Genomic DNA, 15,180 nt, shown 5'->3' with positions numbered 1-15,180 from the left:
GAGGTCGCCGCGGCAGCAGCCGCGGCGTCCTCCGAGCTCGCCTCCGCCGCGCCCTCAACGCGCGCCGCCTGGCTCGAGGCCGTCGCCGATGCCCTCGACGGACGGGTCGACGAGCTCGTCGCCCTGGCCGACGAGGAGTCCCACCTCGGGACCGCGCGCCTCACAGGCGAGGTCGCGCGGACGACGGGCCAGCTGCGGCTGTTCGCCGCCGTCCTCCGCGACGGTGCCTTCCTCGAGGTCGTCATCGACCACGCCGACGCCTCCGCCACCCCGCCCAAGCCGGAGCTGCGACGGATGCTTCGGCCGACGGGGCCGGTGGCGGTCTTCAGCGCGTCGAACTTCCCGTTCGCGTTCTCGGTGGCCGGCGGCGACACGGCGTCGGCGCTGGCGGCCGGATGTCCGGTGGTCGTGAAGGCGCACTCCGCCCACCCGCGGCTCTCGCGACTGACCGCGGCGATCGTCACCGAGGCGTTGCACACGGCGGGTGCCCCGGACGGCACGTTCGCGCTCGTCGAGGGTCGTGAGCAGGGCACCGCCCTCGTGCAGCACCCGGTGATCACCGCGGTCGGGTTCACCGGCTCACTCACCGGCGGGCGCGCCCTGTTCGACCTCGCGTCGCAGCGGCCGGCCCCGATCCCGTTCTACGGCGAGCTCGGCAGCACGAACCCGGTCGTCATCACCGAGGCCGCACTGCAGGGCGAAGCGGCGCGTGACCTCGCTCGCGGGCTGGCGGCGTCCTTCACGCTCGGGGTGGGGCAGTTCTGCACGAACCCCGGTCTCGTCCTCGTGCCGAGCGGCAGTGGGTTCGCCGAGCTCGTCGCGCAGGCCGCGGCGGACGCCGTCGCCGGGCGCATGCTGACGCCGGGCATCGCCGAGGCCTATGCCGCGGGTACCGCTCGCGCCGCCGGCCATCCCGGGGTGCGGACGCTCCTCGGCGGCGAGACGGCGGCTGCGGGTTCCGGCGTTCCGACCGTCCTCGCGACCACCGCCGCGACGGTCCTCGACGCGCCCGAGGTCCTGCTCGAGGAGATCTTCGGGCCGGCGACGCTCGTCATCGAGGTCGCGGACGACACCGAGCTGCACGCGGTCCTGGCCGAGGTCGGTGGCGCGCTCACGGCGACCGTGCACGCCGCGCCCGGTGAGGACATCGCCGGTCTCGTGTCACGGCTCGAGCCGATCGCCGGCCGGGTGCTCTTCGGGGGCTGGCCGACGGGTGTCGCAGTGGGCTGGGCGCAGCACCACGGCGGACCGTGGCCGGCGACGACCTCGCTCCACACCTCGGTGGGTGCGTCGGCAGTGCGCCGCTTCCAGCGTCCGATCGTCTACCAGGACGCACCCGAGCGCGTGCTCCCCGAGGCCCTGCACGAAGCGAACCCGCTCGGTCTACCCCGCCGCGTCGACGGCGCCCTCGAACTCCCCGTCCCAGCCCGCGCCTGACCAGCGTCCTGTCCGTCCCCAACTCAGGACTCCCCCGGCGTGCCGCCCCAGCCCAGCCCCGACACACCGGACGTCTCCTGAGTTGGGGACACCCCACCGCCCACACCCACCCCTGTTCACAACTCAGGACCCACCCGGCGCGCCACCCACCCCAGCGCCCGCCCCGGGCCCGACACGCCGCAACCGTCCTGAACTGCGAACACCGTGACCACCGTCCCCAACTCAGGACTCCCCCGGCGCGCCGCTCCAGCCCGGGTACGACACACCAAATGTCTCCTGAGTTGGGGACACCCCACCGCCCACACCCACCCCTGTTCACAACTCAGGACCCACCCGGCGCGCCACCCACCCCAGCGCCCGCCCCGGGCCTGACACACCGCACCCGTCCTGAATTGCGAACACCGCGACCACCGTCCCCAACTCAGGACTCCCCCGGCGCGCCGCTCCAGCCCGGGTACGACACACCAAACGTCTCCTGAGTTGGGGACACTCCACCGCCCACGTTCACAACTCAGGACGCACCCGGCGCGCCACCCACCCAGCCCCGTCCCACACCCCAACACACCGCAACCATCCTGAATTGCGAACACCGTGACCACCGTCCCCAACTCAGGACTCCCCCGGCGCGCCGCTCCAGCCCGGGCACGACACACCGGACGACTCCTGAGTTGGGGACGGCACCAGGGCGAGTCAGGCGAGGGCGGCGGCGAGCCAGGCGCGCAGCCCGGCCTGCATCGGTGCCGACCAACTGTGCGGTTCGTCGTGGAACGTGCCCGTGTAGGCCGAGTGCTCGGCGCCGACCCGGTACCGCTCCGTGAGGATCGCGTGCGCTTCACGCATGCCCGCCGGCTCGAAGAGCTCGTCGCGCTCGGCGTACTGGACGAGCAGCGGCAAGCGGGGGCGCAGGGATGCGAGCTCCGGCCAGTCACCGACGCGCGACAGCCCCGGTGAAAGGAACGACCACGAGTGCTGATCGGCGTGCCCGTCGAGCACACCGTCGAACGTCGACATCATCGCGACCACGCCGGCAGCACGGATCCGGTCGTCCATGGCTGCGAGCAGAACGGCCCGGGCACCGCCACCGGAGAGACCGACGCACGCGACGGCTCCGGAACGGACCCCGCACACGGCCGCCAGCTGGTCGAGCGCAATGAGGTCGTCGCGGAGGATGAGACCGGCGAGCGAGGTGCCCAGGACGCCCAGCTCCTTCGCGAGCTGCGGCTCGTTGGCCGTCGCGAGGAGCTCGGACCGCTGCCCGAGCGACACCGCCGCGACCTCCATCCCGCGTCGGATCGACTCAGCCCGACGGCCGGCGAGCTGCAGGTCGGCGGTCCGATGGAAACGTTCGGCGACGGCCTCGTCCGGGATCCGCCGGGATCCCCACCCGAACGCATCGTGGACGAGCACGGTGAACCCGTCGCGCGCGAGGTCGGACGCGACGGCGCGGCCTCCGTAGTAGCGGTCGCGGAACGCCTGCAACTCCTCGCGCGTGACGGCCGAGGTGGCAGGGACACCATCGGGTCCGTCAGCGAGTTTCTCCCGCCCGACGCGTGTGAACCCACCGTGGTCGTGCAGCGCCACCGCACCCGGGAGCACGCCCGTCTCGCCGGCCGGCCGTAGGAGCCACGCCGACGTCGACGCGCCGAACCCGGTCGACCAGCGGAGTTCGACCCCGTCGACGCCGTCGCGGGTCCAGCTGCCGAGCTCCTCGGGCGGTTCGGGCTGCGCCGGTCGTGGGAAGACACCGAGGACCTCGGCGAGGCGCGTGCGCGTGGCGTCGAGCGATCCGTCTGCAGTACTGACGCCCCGGATCGACTCGCGGAACCGGGCGGCGAGCGCCCGCAGACCGGGGTCGCGCGCAGGTGGAGGTGTGACCGGTCGGGACCGCACCTCGACGAACTCGGTGACCGGGACGTGGCCAGCGACCGGGACGCCGACCGATACGGGACCGTCCCGCAAGGCAGCATCCGGGGCCGGGACCGACATTGTCCGGGACCGAACATCGACAGGCTCGGCGACCGGAACAGACTCAGCGGCCGGAACAGACTGAGCGACCGGAACAGACTCGGTGATCTGGGCGGGCTCGGTCACCGGCTCAGCGGCCGGCGTCGATCCGACGTCCGAGTCAGCGCCGGCGCCTGAGCCGGACCCGGCCTCCGGGCCGCGGCTCACGGCGCGATCGTCGCGACCGGACGCCCGGTCAGCAGCGACTCGTTCCCGGCGATGCCGACCGAGATCGCCCGGACGCCGTCGTCGTAGCCGGCGGGCCGTCCCAGTTCGTCCTCGGTGACGCGGTCGAAGAGGTGCCGCAGCAGGAACGCGTCGCCGCCGCCGTGTCCGCCGACGCCCTCGGGGATCTCGATCTCGCGGGCCTCCTCCCAGTGGCGTTGCAGCACGAGGCGTTCCCCGCGCGAGCGCACCGGCGCGACGGACGCGGCGCCGTCCGCGGTCTCGCCGTCGCCGCTCAGGCTCGGATCGAGGACGACGCGCCCGTCGGCCCCCACGAGCACGGCGGCGCGCTCCACGACCTCGAGCTCGACCCTGCCCTCCGTCCCGTTGACGGCGACGCGGTACCCCTCCCACGGTGCATGGGCGTTCAGGGAGTAGCTGAGCGAGGCGCCGCCGTCGTACTCGACGAGGACGGACAGGTTGTCCTCGATGTCGATCCCGGGCGAGAAGACGTCGCGGTCGCGCAGGTACCCGTCGTGCTGCTCGGCCTGCAGGTAGAGCGACTCGAGCCGAGGGTCGTCGCGCAGGTCGAGGGCGAACGGGTCGTTCGGGCGCTCACGAGCCGCCGCCTCGGCGTCGTCCGGTACCGATCCACGCTCTGGACGCGCCGCGAGCCCGCGCTCGGCCGCGTTGGCGTCACCGTAGAAGCGGAGCCCGCCGGTGGCGTAGACGGAGGCCGGCCGAGCCCCGATCCACCAATTGACGAGGTCGAAGTGGTGCGACGCCTTGTGGATGAGGAGCCCGCCGGAGTGCTCCTTCTCACGGTGCCAGCGGCGGAAGTAGTCGGCGCCGTGCACGGTGTCGAGCACCCACTCGAAGTGCACGCTCGTCACCCGTCCGATCCCGCCGTCCTGCACGATGCGGCGCAGCTCCGAGTTGCGCGGGCTGTAGCGGTAGTTGAAGGTCGTCACGACGTTCCGGCCGCTCTCGGCGACGGCCGCCGCGATGCGCTCGACGCCCTCGCGGTCGATGGTGAGCGGCTTCTCGACGACGACGTCGGCACCGGCGAGGAGCGCGCGCGAGACGATCTCGGCGTGCGTGAAGTCGGGGGTCGTCACGATCACCCGGTCGACGCGTTGCTCGGCGATGAGCCGCTCGACGTCCTCCGGGCCGTATCGAGCCGGCAGCGGGACACCCTGCCCGGCGAGGACCGTCTCGTAGTGGTCGAGCCGGCCGGGGTTGCTGTCGCTCCAGGCGACGAGCTCGGCGACGTCGGCGTGCGGGCCGGTGATGGCGTCGAGGTACATCTGCGAGCGGTGTCCGGTGCCGATGAGGGCGTAGCGTTCGCGGGTCGTGGTCATGCGCGTGGGTCCTTCCGGGTCGGTGCGGCCGGCGTGGTGATGGGCGCGCTGTCGTGGTGGTCGGCACGGCCCGAACGCGACCGTTCGAGCGCGTCTCGACCGGATGCGGCGAGCGCAGCGGCCCGGCCATCCCCGGCTGGACCGTCGGCGACGACGACGGCGTAGCGGAACGCGAGGGTCTCGTCGGCGCCGAACGGCAGCTCCTCGCTGAAGAACGGGGCCGGACAGAGACCGGCGAACTCCTCGGTGCGCGCGAACCATTGCGGCGGGTGCGCCGGGTTCCGCACGTCGTCGACGATGACGATGCTCGACGCCGCGGCCGTTCCGTCGTGGAGGCCGGTGAACCCCATCCACGCGTGGCGGGTGCCGCGGAGTTCCTCGCCGCCGCTTCCGGCGGGGGTGTGCAGGGTGCCCCCGGTGAAGGATCGCGGGCCCCGCCAGAACAGCCCGCCGTAGCCGGCGTTCTCCCGCCCCTTCGTCGTGGGCGACCCGATGGACAGGGCACGGCCGGAGACGTTGCGCATCCGGGTCTCGAAGGTCAGCGTCCAGTCCCCGGCGGCCGGTCGCACCGTGAGCGCGCGCTCCTCGTCGACGACGTGCCGACCGTCCTCCGTGATCCAGGCGAGCGTGTGCGCGAACCGCACCTCGCCCGGGTCGGCGCGGAGGTCCGTGACGGCGACGTGTTCGGAGCGGCCGTTGTTCGCGAGTTGTTCGTAGGCGGTCCCGGTGAAGGTCGGGCCGCCCCAGAAGTTGTCGTCGCCGACGTGCGGCAGCGCCCAGGCGATCCCGGTGTGCCAGACGTGGTCGTGCGGTCTGGCCAGGGTCACGAGTGCGCCGCCGGCCGTCCGCACGGGGTGCAGGTACGGCTTGGGCGACTCTCGCTGGACCGTGTCCGGACGGTAGGTGTACCGCAAGATGTCGGTCCCGTCGAGGTGGACGGTGATGGCCGAACCGATCTCGTGCGTCAGCGCGAGACCGGTCGGACGGGGGCGGTGTTCNTCGGGGAACGGACGTCGTTCACCGAGCCGGTCGAGGGGCTGTGGCGGGTCAGCCGGCTGCGACCGCGGCCTTGAGGTCCTTGATGAACCCCTCGGCGGCCTGGTCGGGCGTGTTCTTCCCGAAGAGGACCTGCTCGGTGTACTGCTTCACGAGCGCCTCGATCGCACTGCCACCGGCGGGCGTGACGGTCGGCGGCTCACCGATGTCGTCGGCGAGCCCGTCGAGGAACTCGACGACCGCCTGGTCGGTCTCCGCCAGCTTCGGCGTGATGTACTCGCGGATCTTCGTGTTGGCCGGGACGCCGCGCTCGGTGAGGAGCGAGTCGGCCGCGGTCTCGCTGTTGGCGAGGAAGTCGATGAACAGCGCCGCCTCGGCAGGGTGCTCGGTCCGGGCGGACGCCGACCAGTACATCGACGGCTTGTAGTACGCGGAACCATCGGCGCCGCCGTCCACCGTCGGCACCCGCAGGAGCTCGAGCGGCGAACCGCTCGCCTCGGTCAGGGCCGTCAGCTGGCTGTTCCACCAGGGGGCGAACGCAGCCGAGTTGGTCGCGGTGAAGGACTCGGCGAGCCCACCGGCCTGCTTCTCGATGATCGCGGAGGGCGACGGCGTCGCTCCCGCGTTCACGAGGTCGAGGAGGTAGGTCCACCAGGAGGACAGGGTCTCCGGCTTGATGGACACCTCGCCCTTGTCGTTGTACAGCTCGTCGCCGTGCTGACGGGCCCAGTTGTTGAGGCCGCCGTCCTCGAAGCCGAAGGGCTGGAAGCCGTAGATCGATCCGCCGCCGGCTGCCGAGACCTGCTCGCTCAGCTCGGTGAAGTCGTCCCACGTCCAGGTCTCGTCGTCGGGCATCTCGATGCCGGCCGAGGCGAGGAGGTCGGGGTTCACGACGAAGGAGTAGCTCGTGATGCCCGAGGGGACGCCGTAGAGCGAGTCGTTGACCGTGCCGGACGTCAGCGTCTCCTTGGGGAAGTCGCCGAGGTCGAGCTGGTCGGTGACCGTGTTGAGGTCGAGGAGCGCGCCCCGGTCGCCGTAGGTGGCGATGTACTTCTCGTCCATCTGGATGATGTCGGGGGTGTCGTTCGCCGCCGTCTCGGTGGCGAGCTTGTCCCAGTAGCCGGCCCAGTCCGTGAACTGCGGCTCGATGGTGATGTTCGGATACTCCTTCTCGAAGGCCGCGATGACCTCCTGGGTCGCCGCCGTGCGGGCGTCGTTGCCCCACCAGGTGAAGCGGAGGGTGACGGGCTCGTCGGACAGTTCGGTGGCGGCGTCGCCCCCGGCGCTGCAGCCGGCGAGGAGGAGGGCTGCGACGGCTCCCGTCGCGATGAAGCCGGCGGCTCTGCCGTGCTTGCTGATGCTCATGCTGTTCCCTTTCGAATCGATCGATCCGGATCCGGAGCTGCTGGATCCGGTGGTGCTGGGTCTGGTGCTGGTGGTCTGGTGCGGGTGCTGCGGTGGTGCTGGTCGGTGGGTCGGGCCTCACTTGCCGCCGGTCGTCGCGATGCCCTTCAACAGGAACCGCTGACCGAACAGGAAGACGAGGAAGATCGGTAGGAGCGAGACGACACTCATGGCGAACATCGGCCCCCATGAGGTGGAGGATTGCGCGTCCATGAACGCCCGCAGGGCGAGCGGCACCGTGTACATCTCCGGTTTCGTCAGGTACAGGAGCTGACTGAAGAAGTCGTTCCACGTCCAGATGAAGGTGAAGATGGCGGTCGTCGCGAGCGCCGGCACCATGAGCGGCAGGATGATGACCCCGAAGATGCGGGGGTGGCCGCAACCGTCGATGCGTGCCGCCTCGTCGAGTTCCTTCGGGATGCCGCGGATGAACTGCACCATGAGGAAGACGAAGAACGCGTCGGTCGCGAGGATCTTCGGCAGGATCAGCGGCAGGTACGTGTTCACGAAGCCGAGCTGGGAGAACATGATGTACTGCGGCACGATGATCACGTGGATCGGCAGCATGAGCGTCATGAGCATCGCCGCGAACCACCAGCGCTTGCCGCTGAACTTCAGTCGGGCGAAGGCGTAGGCGGCCATCGAGCAGGACACGAGGTTGCCGACGATGCACCCGAGGACGATGAGCACGGAGTTCAGCAGGAACACGTGGAACGGCTCGGAAAGGGTGTTCCAGCCCTCGCTGTAGTTGCTCACCTCGAAGCTGTCGAGGACGATGCCGGGGTTCCGGAAGATCTCCTCCGTCGGGCGGAGCGAGGAGACGACGAGCCAGATCACCGGGTAGAGCATGATGAAGCCGACGAGGATGAGGCCGATGTGCTTCAGGACCGACTTCCAGGGCGACCAGCCACGAGCGCGGCGGTACTGGCGTTCGGCCTCCTTGGCCTCGCGACTGCGGTTCTTGCTGTCCGTCGTGATGGACCGTGTGGTCAGCGTGTCAGTCATCGTAGTTCACCCAGTATTTCGAGGCCCAGAAGTTGATCGCGGTGAAGACTCCGATGATGAGGAGCAGGAACCAGGCCATGGCCGAGGCGTAGCCCATGTCGAAGTTCGAGAAGCCGCGGTTGTAGAGGTACAGCGTGTAGAACAGCGTCGAGTCGGCCGGGCCGCCCGTTCCGCCCGACACGATGAAGGCCTGCGTGAAGGCCTGGAACGCGTGGATGATCTGCAGCACGAGGTTGAAGAAGATGATCGGGGTGAGCAGCGGCAGGGTGATCTTGGTGAAGCGCTGCCACTTCGTCGCGCCGTCCATCTGCGCCGCCTCGTGGTACATGACGGGGATCTGGCGGAGACCGGCGAGGAAGATCACCATCGGTGCGCCGAAGGTCCACACGTTGAGCGTGATGAGGGTCGAGAGGGCGGTCGATGGGTCGGCGATCCAGCTGCGGCCTTCGATCCCGAAGATCGCGACGAACTGGTTCACGAGGCCTTCGCCGCCGAACACCTGCTTCCACAGCACCGCGATGGCGACGGAGGAGCCGAGGAGCGACGGCAGGTAGTACACGGACCGGTAGATCGCGAGGCCGCGGAGACCGCGGTCGAGCAGGGCGGCCAGGGCCAGCGCCGCGGCGAGCTGGAGCGGCACCGAGACGAAGACGTACACGAAGGTGACACCGAGCGAGTTGTGGAGCCGCTCGTCGCCCATCATGCGGATGAAGTTGTCCAGGCCGATGAACTTCGGCGCCTGCAGCAGGTTGTACTTCGTGAAGGACAGCGCGAGCGAGGCGACCATCGGGCCGACGGTGATGACGGCGAGCCCGATGAGCCACGGGAGGAGGAACAGGTAGGCGGCCTTGTTGTCGCGGCGGTTGTCCTTCTTGATGAAGGCCTTCTCAGCCGCCGTCTGCGGGCGTTTGCCGGCGCTGAGCTTGCGGAGCTCGCCGAGCGCGCTCACCGAACACCCCTCGCGAGTGTCGTCCTGGGCGCTCCTGGAGTTGCACGGACCACGTCGGACCTCCTTGTCGATCGTCGTTGATGACTTCCCGGAAAGCGTTTCCCGGCTGAGCTGCATCAAGTTCTATCACGGCCCCGTCGGACGATGCAACGATTCAATCCGCATCCGTGTCCGATCCGTGATCACCTGCGACCGAATCGGTTCGAACGCTTGCCTTGGCCCCGCACGCCGTTCTACAGTGACCCGGTAAACGCTTTCCGGATGGCCCGCGGCCGCCGGGACCGGAACACGAACCAGAGGAAGAGCCACCGTGTCAGAGCAGACCATCGGGATCATCGTCAACGGCGCCACCGGGCGCATGGGCTATCGGCAGCACCTCGTGCGGTCGCTGCTGGCCATCCAGGAGCAGGGCGGTGTGCAGCTGTCCGACGGCACCCGCCGCCAGATCGAGTTGATCCTCGTCGGCCGCAACCAGGTGACCCTCGACGAGCTCGCCACGCGGCATGGCATCGAGCACACCTCGACCGACCTCGACGCGGTCCTCGCCGACCCCCGCTGGGACGTCTACGCCGACTTCCTCGTCACGAAGGCCCGCGCCACCGCACTGCGCAAGGCGATCGCGGCCGGCAAGACCATCTACACCGAGAAGCCGACGGCGGAGACCTTCGAGGAGGCGCTGGAACTCGCACGCCTCGCCGCCGAGGCCGGTGTGAAGAACGGCGTCGTGCACGACAAGCTCTACCTGCCGGGGCTGCGCAAGCTCAAGCGCCTCATCGACTCGGGCTTCTTCGGTCGGATCCTCTCCGTCCGTGGCGAGTTCGGCTACTGGGTGTTCGAGGGCGACTGGCAGCCGGCGCAGCGCCCGAGCTGGAACTACCGCGCCGAGGACGGCGGCGGCATCGTCGTCGACATGTTCCCGCACTGGAGCTACGTGCTCGAGAACCTCTTCGGTCGGGTCGAGTCCGTGTACGCGAGGGCGACGACGCACATCCCCGAGCGCTTCGACGAGCGGGGCGAGGCCTACGCGGCCACCGCCGACGACGCCGCCTACGGGGTCTTCGAGCTCGAGGGCGGCGTCATCGCCCAGCTCAACTCGAGCTGGACGGTGCGCGTCGACCGCGACGAGCTCGTGCAGTTCCAGGTCGACGGTACGCATGGCTCCGCCGTCGCCGGTCTCTTCGGCTGCAAGGTGCAGCCGCGGAACGTGACGCCGAAGCCGGTGTGGAACCCCGACCTCGCCGACGATCACGACTACGCGGGCGACTGGCAGGACGTGCCGACGAACGACGTGTTCGAGAACGGGTTCAAGACGCAGTGGGAGGAGTTCCTCCGCCACGTCGTCGAGGACGGCCCCTACGAGTACGACCTGCTCGCCGGCGCGCGCGGCGTCCTGCTCGCGGAGCTCGGCCTCGAGAGCTCGCGCACCGGTCGCCGCCTCGACCTGCCCGAGGTGACGCTCGGAAGCGCGGGCGACATCGCCGGCGCGGACGAGGAGCTGGCGTCGCTCGAGGCCTCGGTCGCACGATGACGTCCGTCCCGCTGCTCTCGACCGACGGCACGGTCACCGCGCTGGAACTCCGCGAGCCCGTCGTGGCCGAGCGGCCGACCACTCCCCTGACGAGCCGCACCGCCTACGCCGCGGCGCACGTCGTCCCGACGGCCTGGGGCGACAACGTGCCGGGCGCGCCCGCCGAGCTCGACTGGGACGCGACGCTCGCCTACCGCCACCACGTGTGGTCGTACGGCCTCGGCGTCGCGGACGCGATGGACACCGCCCAGCGGAACATGGGGCTCGACGCCGCCGCCACGCGCGAGCTGATCACCCGGAGCGCCGCCGAGGCCGCCTCCGTCGGCGGCGCGCTCGTCGTCGGCGTCAACACCGACCACCTCACCGACGAGACCGTCTCGCTCGACGCGGTCGCCGACGCCTACCTCGAACAACTCGCGTTCGCCGAGGACGCGGGCGCCGGTACCGTGCTCATGGCCAGCCGACACCTGGCGAGGGCCGCGCAGTCCGCCGACGACTACCGTCGCGTCTACGACCGGGTCCTGTCGGCCGCGCAGTCGCCGGTGGTCCTGCACTGGCTCGGCACGGCGTTCGACCCGAGCCTGGAGGGCTACTTCGGCTCAAGTGACGTCGCCGAGGCCTCGGACACGCTGCTGCGCATCATGACCGACCACGTCGACCACGTCGCCGGGGTCAAGATGAGCCTGCTCGACGCCGACGCGGAGATCGCCGTCCGACGTCGACTCCCGGCCGGCACGACGATGTTCACGGGTGACGACTTCAACTACGTCGACCTCATCGCCGGTGACGCCGTCGGACACTCCGACGCCCTGCTCGGCGCGTTCACCGCGATCGCTCCGGCCGCGTCCGCCGCGATCCAAGCGCTCGACGCCGGCGACCCGGCCGCCTACGAGCGGATCCTCCGACCAACCGAGGCCCTGTCGCGGCAGATCTTCGCCGCGCCGACCTACTACTACAAGACGGGCATCGCCTTCCTCAGCTGGTTGAACGGCCACCAGCCGGCGTTCTCGATGGTCGGCGGCTTGCACGCGGCCCGGAGCCTGCCGCACCTGTCGGAGATCGTGCGCCTCGCCGACGCGGCCGGGACACTCGAGCACCCGGAGCTCGCCGCCGAGCGTTGGACGGGCCTGCTGCGCACGGCCGGTGTCGTCGGCACGCTGACCACGGCGGGAGGAGCCCGATGAGCACCACCGCCCTTCGACAAGCTCAGGGACCGGCGGGACAGGCTCAGGGACCGGCGGGCGGCAGTACCACCCCGCACCCGCGACTCTCGGTCAACCAGGCCACGATCAAGTACGCCACACTCCCGGAGGCGGTCGCAGCCGTCACGGCGGCCGGCGTCACGAGCTTCGGCGCCTGGCGCGAGCCCGTGCAGGAGTACGGCGTCGCAGCCTCGGCGAGCCTCCTCACGGACAGCGGCCTGCGCGTCTCGAGCCTGTGCCGAGGTGGCTTCTTCACCATGCCCGAGGGTCCGACTCGCCGGACGTCGATCGACGACAACCGGACCGCGATCGATGAAGCCGCCGCCCTGGGCGCCCCCGCGCTCGTCCTCGTGGTCGGCGGCCTCCCGGCCGGATCCCGTGACCTCATCGGCGCCCGCGAGCTCGTCCGAGACGCGATCGGTGAACTCACCGACCACGCGCTCGAGTCCGGCGTGCAGCTCGCGATCGAGCCGCTGCATCCGATGTACGCCTCGGACCGCGCGGTCGTCTCGACCCTCGGTCAGGCCCTCGACATCGCGGAGCAGTTCGCTCCGGAGGCCGTCGGGGTGGTCGTCGACACCTTCCACATCTGGTGGGACCCGCAGGTGCTCGAGCAGATCGCCCGCGCGGGCGCGACCGGTCGGATCTCCAGCTACCAGGCGTGCGACTGGGCGACGCCGCTCGCCGCGGACGTCCTCCTCTCCCGGCACTATCCGGGTGACGGCGTCGTCGACTTCGGCTCGCTCACCCGTGCCGTCGAGGCGGCGGGCTACACGGGCGACATCGAGGTCGAGCTCTTCAACCAGGACATCTGGGACAGCCCGTTCCAGCAGGTGGTCGATCGCACCGTCGACGCGTTCCAGGCGACGGTCGTCCCGCACCTCGACCACGACGACGACGCGATCCACCACCCCTGATCGCCGCGGCCGCCCTGTGGCAGAGTGTGTCTCAGCAGCCGCCAGTACGAAGGAGCGCCATGTCGGTCGACGAGCACCGGTCGACGCCGGTCCCACCGACGCTGCACGACGTCGCCCGTGAGGCGGGGGTCTCCCTCGCCACCGCGTCGCGCGCGCTCAACGGGAGCACCCGGACGGTCAACGAGACGTTCCGTCGGCGGGTCCTCGACGCCGCGCTCCGCCTGAACTACACGCCGAACCTGTCGGCCCAGGCGGTCGCGAAGGGGCTGTCGTCGACGATCTCGCTCCTCGTCAGCGACATCGCCGACCCGTACTTCTCGTCCATCGCGGCCGGGGCCATCCGCGCGGCCGACGAGCAGCGCATCGCCACGACCATGGCCGTCACGCACCGCGACCACGAGCGTGAACTCGAACTCGTGCGGGTGCTCCGCGGGCAGCGGCCACGTGCCATCATCCTGACGGGCAGTCGCTGGGACGGGGTCGCGTCGGAGCACCGGCTGTCGGATGAGCTCGCGGCCTACGAGTCGACAGGCGGGCGCGTGGTCCTCGTCTCGCAGCGGACGCTCCCGTTCGCCACGGTGCAGCTCGGCAACGCGACCGGTGCCCGCGAGCTGGCCCGGGAACTCGTCGGTGCCGGGTACCGACGGTTCGCCGTCATCGCCGGCGACGACCGCCTGCTCACCTCCCGCGAGCGCGTGAGCGGGTTCGCGGAGGGTTTGGCCGAGCACGGCATCGCGATCCATCCATCGCGGGTCGTCCGGGCCGAGTTCACCCGCGACGGCGGGCGCCAAGGCGCCGCCGAGCTCCTGCAGCTGGGACTCGACGACGTCGACCTGGTCTTCGCCGTCAACGACGTGATGGCGATCGGGGCGATGTCGGCGTTCCGCGCGGCCGGACTCCGCCTTCCCGAGGACCTCGCGGTCGCCGGCTACGACGACATCGCGACCTCCCGCGACGTCACCCCGGCGCTCACCACGGTCGCCGTGCCGCTCGAGGCGGTCGGTGAGCACGCCGTGCGGCTGGCGCTCGACCCGGCGACGGACAGCACGACGACGGAGCCCGTCGGCGCGACGGTCCTCCTCCGCGAGAGCACGCCGCCGCGCGCCTGACCCGTCCGGTCCCGGCCTGTCCTGTCCTGTTCGCAATTCAGGAACGCCACGGCGAGCCGCCCGCAACCGGTGTGGAGGTGAGGTCGGCTCGCCGGAGGCGTCCTGAATTGTGAACGCGGTGACGCTTCGCCTACTCGGCGACGTGCTCCTGGAACCAGGGGGTGTAGGCGGCGACCTTGGTGCGGTGGCCGGCGCCGGCGACGAGTCGCTTGACGTGCTCGCGGACGTTGACCGTCGCGACGCCGATCACGGTGACGCGGTCGAACGGCACGGCGTCGGCGACGAGCACCTCGGCGCGTCGGAGGGCCGCGGGATCTTCGTCGGTCGCGAAGCGCTGCACCATGCGGTCGGCGGTCATCGCGTTCGCGCCGATGCTCGTGAGCACATGGGAGGCGTCACCGTCGGCGACCACGACCCGCGCGCGGGAGGGCCGGCCGGTGTCGGCGTCGAACTCGCCCGGGTGCACGGCTGCGCCGTCGATCGTGGTGACGAGCACGACGTAGTCGTTGACCGACGACGCGAACGCCTCGGCGGACAGCCGGACGTCGTGCTCACCCGCGCGGATTCCCGCCCAGAGGTCGGCGTCCGGGGTCAGGAAGAACGGGACGAAATCGGCGGGCGTGAGGTCGTCGGTGCCGGCGAGGACCATCGTCCGTCGCGCTTCGCGGTGGCTCGCGGCGGCGATGTCGACGACCGGTCCGTCGGGGAGCGCCGGGGATGCCACCGGCAGGATGCTGCCGGTCTCGAGGATGCGCTCGAGGTTGCGGATGTGGGTGACGTGGTAGAGCCGCTGCTCGCCGACACGCACGACGGGGAGGGCGGCCGCCGCCTTCGTCACCGTCTTCGCGGTGGCCGCGGTCCGCACGCGGGTCGGGGCCGGCTCGCGGAGCGAGGGCGCGACCGTCGACCGACGGACCTTGGGAGCGGGTGGTTCAGCGACCGGCACCTCGCGGGGCGGCGGCGGGAAGCAGGTCGCGCAGAGGCCGTTGTCGAAACCGTGTTTGCATTCGTCGCTCAAGAGAGTCCTTCTGCAGTCCGGCTCCGAGACACGAGGAGCGGGTCACTGGGGGGACGAGCCGAGACGTACGCATCAAGGGTACGCG

At 70.7% G+C, this 15,180-nt stretch carries 12 protein-coding genes; 5 read left to right on the top strand and 7 right to left on the bottom strand.

Translation table 11 applies throughout. From position 1 onward, the window contains the following. Positions 1-1,437 (top strand): aldehyde dehydrogenase (NADP(+)) (locus tag IFU11_RS12175; RefSeq protein ID WP_192019082.1); only part of this gene is annotated, 1,437 nt, incomplete at its 5' end. 690 nt (positions 1,438-2,127) lie between these two features. Here IFU11_RS12175 and IFU11_RS12170 read toward each other — a convergent pair. The 6 genes from IFU11_RS12170 to IFU11_RS12145 form a co-directional block, all read right to left on the bottom strand. Further along, complete coding sequence (locus tag IFU11_RS12170; protein ID WP_192019081.1) at positions 2,128-3,396, bottom strand: acetylesterase; 1,269 nt, start codon at positions 3,394-3,396, stop codon at positions 2,128-2,130. Between the two features lie 209 nt (positions 3,397-3,605). Then, positions 3,606-4,967 (bottom strand): Gfo/Idh/MocA family protein, encoded by a 1,362-nt coding sequence (locus IFU11_RS12165; RefSeq protein ID WP_192019080.1) that lies wholly within the window; start codon positions 4,965-4,967, stop codon positions 3,606-3,608. Next, complete coding sequence (locus tag IFU11_RS12160) at positions 4,964-5,911, bottom strand: PmoA family protein (protein ID WP_371742776.1); 948 nt, start codon at positions 5,909-5,911, stop codon at positions 4,964-4,966. Before IFU11_RS12160 ends, IFU11_RS12165 begins: the two co-directional genes overlap by 4 nt. Before the next feature lie 103 nt (positions 5,912-6,014). Continuing rightward, positions 6,015-7,328 (bottom strand): ABC transporter substrate-binding protein, encoded by a 1,314-nt coding sequence (locus IFU11_RS12155; RefSeq protein ID WP_124767322.1) that lies wholly within the window; start codon positions 7,326-7,328, stop codon positions 6,015-6,017. A gap of 117 nt (positions 7,329-7,445) precedes the next feature. Next, a complete protein-coding gene (locus IFU11_RS12150; RefSeq protein ID WP_079003233.1) occupies positions 7,446-8,372 on the bottom strand; it encodes a carbohydrate ABC transporter permease in 927 nt (308 codons plus the stop codon). Beyond that, positions 8,365-9,321 (bottom strand): carbohydrate ABC transporter permease, encoded by a 957-nt coding sequence (locus IFU11_RS12145; RefSeq protein ID WP_371742774.1) that lies wholly within the window; start codon positions 9,319-9,321, stop codon positions 8,365-8,367. The genes IFU11_RS12150 and IFU11_RS12145 overlap by 8 nt, the downstream gene beginning before the upstream one ends. A gap of 358 nt (positions 9,322-9,679) precedes the next feature. Between IFU11_RS12145 and IFU11_RS12140 the strand changes: the two genes are divergently transcribed. Genes IFU11_RS12140 through IFU11_RS12125 form a run of 4 tightly spaced genes read left to right on the top strand, consistent with a single transcriptional unit; the run spans position 9,680 to position 14,077 of the window. After that, complete coding sequence (locus tag IFU11_RS12140) at positions 9,680-10,849, top strand: Gfo/Idh/MocA family protein (protein ID WP_192019092.1); 1,170 nt, start codon at positions 9,680-9,682, stop codon at positions 10,847-10,849. Continuing rightward, on the top strand, positions 10,846-12,033 hold the full coding sequence (locus tag IFU11_RS12135) for a dihydrodipicolinate synthase family protein (RefSeq protein WP_192019078.1): 1,188 nt from the start codon (positions 10,846-10,848) through the stop codon (positions 12,031-12,033). The genes IFU11_RS12140 and IFU11_RS12135 overlap by 4 nt, the downstream gene beginning before the upstream one ends. Beyond that, positions 12,030-12,968 carry a sugar phosphate isomerase/epimerase family protein gene (locus IFU11_RS12130; RefSeq protein ID WP_192019077.1) on the top strand — a complete coding sequence of 313 codons (939 nt, stop codon included), beginning with the start codon at positions 12,030-12,032 and terminating at the stop codon, positions 12,966-12,968. Before IFU11_RS12135 ends, IFU11_RS12130 begins: the two co-directional genes overlap by 4 nt. Positions 12,969-13,027: 59 nt before the next feature. Beyond that, the gene (locus IFU11_RS12125) at positions 13,028-14,077 is read left to right on the top strand and encodes a LacI family DNA-binding transcriptional regulator (RefSeq protein ID WP_192019076.1); all 1,050 of its coding nucleotides are present in this window, start codon (positions 13,028-13,030) and stop codon (positions 14,075-14,077) included. 130 nt (positions 14,078-14,207) lie between these two features. Here the strand turns inward: IFU11_RS12125 and IFU11_RS12120 are convergent, their stop codons facing one another. After that, positions 14,208-15,095 (bottom strand): DarT ssDNA thymidine ADP-ribosyltransferase family protein, encoded by an 888-nt coding sequence (locus IFU11_RS12120; protein ID WP_079706744.1) that lies wholly within the window; start codon positions 15,093-15,095, stop codon positions 14,208-14,210. Positions 15,096-15,180 lie beyond the last annotated feature (85 nt).

It is taken from the genome of Plantibacter sp. CFBP 8804 (assembly GCF_014841225.1).
Classification (GTDB): domain Bacteria; phylum Actinomycetota; class Actinomycetes; order Actinomycetales; family Microbacteriaceae; genus Plantibacter; species Plantibacter auratus.
This window is presented reverse-complemented; position numbering and strand designations above follow the sequence as displayed.

Excerpts from the sequence above, each read along its gene's own strand:
- IFU11_RS12155 (WP_124767322.1), bottom strand. The coding sequence starts at position 7,328 with ATGAGCATCAGCAAGCACGGCAGAGCCGCCGGCTTCATCGCGACGGGA.
- IFU11_RS12125 (WP_192019076.1), top strand. The coding sequence starts at position 13,028 with ATGTCGGTCGACGAGCACCGGTCGACGCCGGTCCCACCGACGCTGCAC.
- IFU11_RS12140 (WP_192019092.1), top strand. The coding sequence starts at position 9,680 with ATGGGCTATCGGCAGCACCTCGTGCGGTCGCTGCTGGCCATCCAGGAG.
- IFU11_RS12130 (WP_192019077.1), top strand. The coding sequence starts at position 12,030 with ATGAGCACCACCGCCCTTCGACAAGCTCAGGGACCGGCGGGACAGGCT.
- IFU11_RS12150 (WP_079003233.1), bottom strand. The coding sequence starts at position 8,372 with ATGACTGACACGCTGACCACACGGTCCATCACGACGGACAGCAAGAAC.
- IFU11_RS12165 (WP_192019080.1), bottom strand. The coding sequence starts at position 4,967 with ATGACCACGACCCGCGAACGCTACGCCCTCATCGGCACCGGACACCGC.
- IFU11_RS12135 (WP_192019078.1), top strand. The coding sequence starts at position 10,846 with ATGACGTCCGTCCCGCTGCTCTCGACCGACGGCACGGTCACCGCGCTG.